Annotated in this window: 1 protein-coding gene; it reads right to left on the minus strand. The window is 38.3% G+C overall.

Annotation, left to right across the window (positions count from 1 at the left end; genetic code table 11):
• Positions 1 to 313: hypothetical protein (locus tag ACSG5Z_RS30175; protein ID WP_435712774.1), on the minus strand; the 313-nt coding region annotated here is incomplete at both ends.

The raw sequence follows: 313 nt of genomic DNA on the forward strand, positions 1-313 counted from the left end.
CTTTTAAGTAAGCAAGCTGATATCCAATCATACTGTAGGCTACAGCGTGACTTCGGTTAAAACCGTAATTCGCAACTCTTACAATTAAATCGTAAATTTTCTCTGCGGATGTCTCGTCATAACCATTTTGTAAACAGCCTTGTACAAAATGCTTACGCTCCTGATCTAAAATATCACGATTTTTTTTACTCACTGCACGGCGTAATAAATCTGCTTCTCCGAGCGAGAATCCCGCCAACTTCGACGCAAGTTGCATAATTTGTTCTTGGTATACAATTACACCGTATGTTCTTTCTAAAATCGGCTTTAAATC

Origin of the sequence: Bacillus pretiosus (assembly GCF_051294775.1) — a bacterium.
Taxonomy (GTDB): domain Bacteria; phylum Bacillota; class Bacilli; order Bacillales; family Bacillaceae_G; genus Bacillus_A; species Bacillus_A wiedmannii.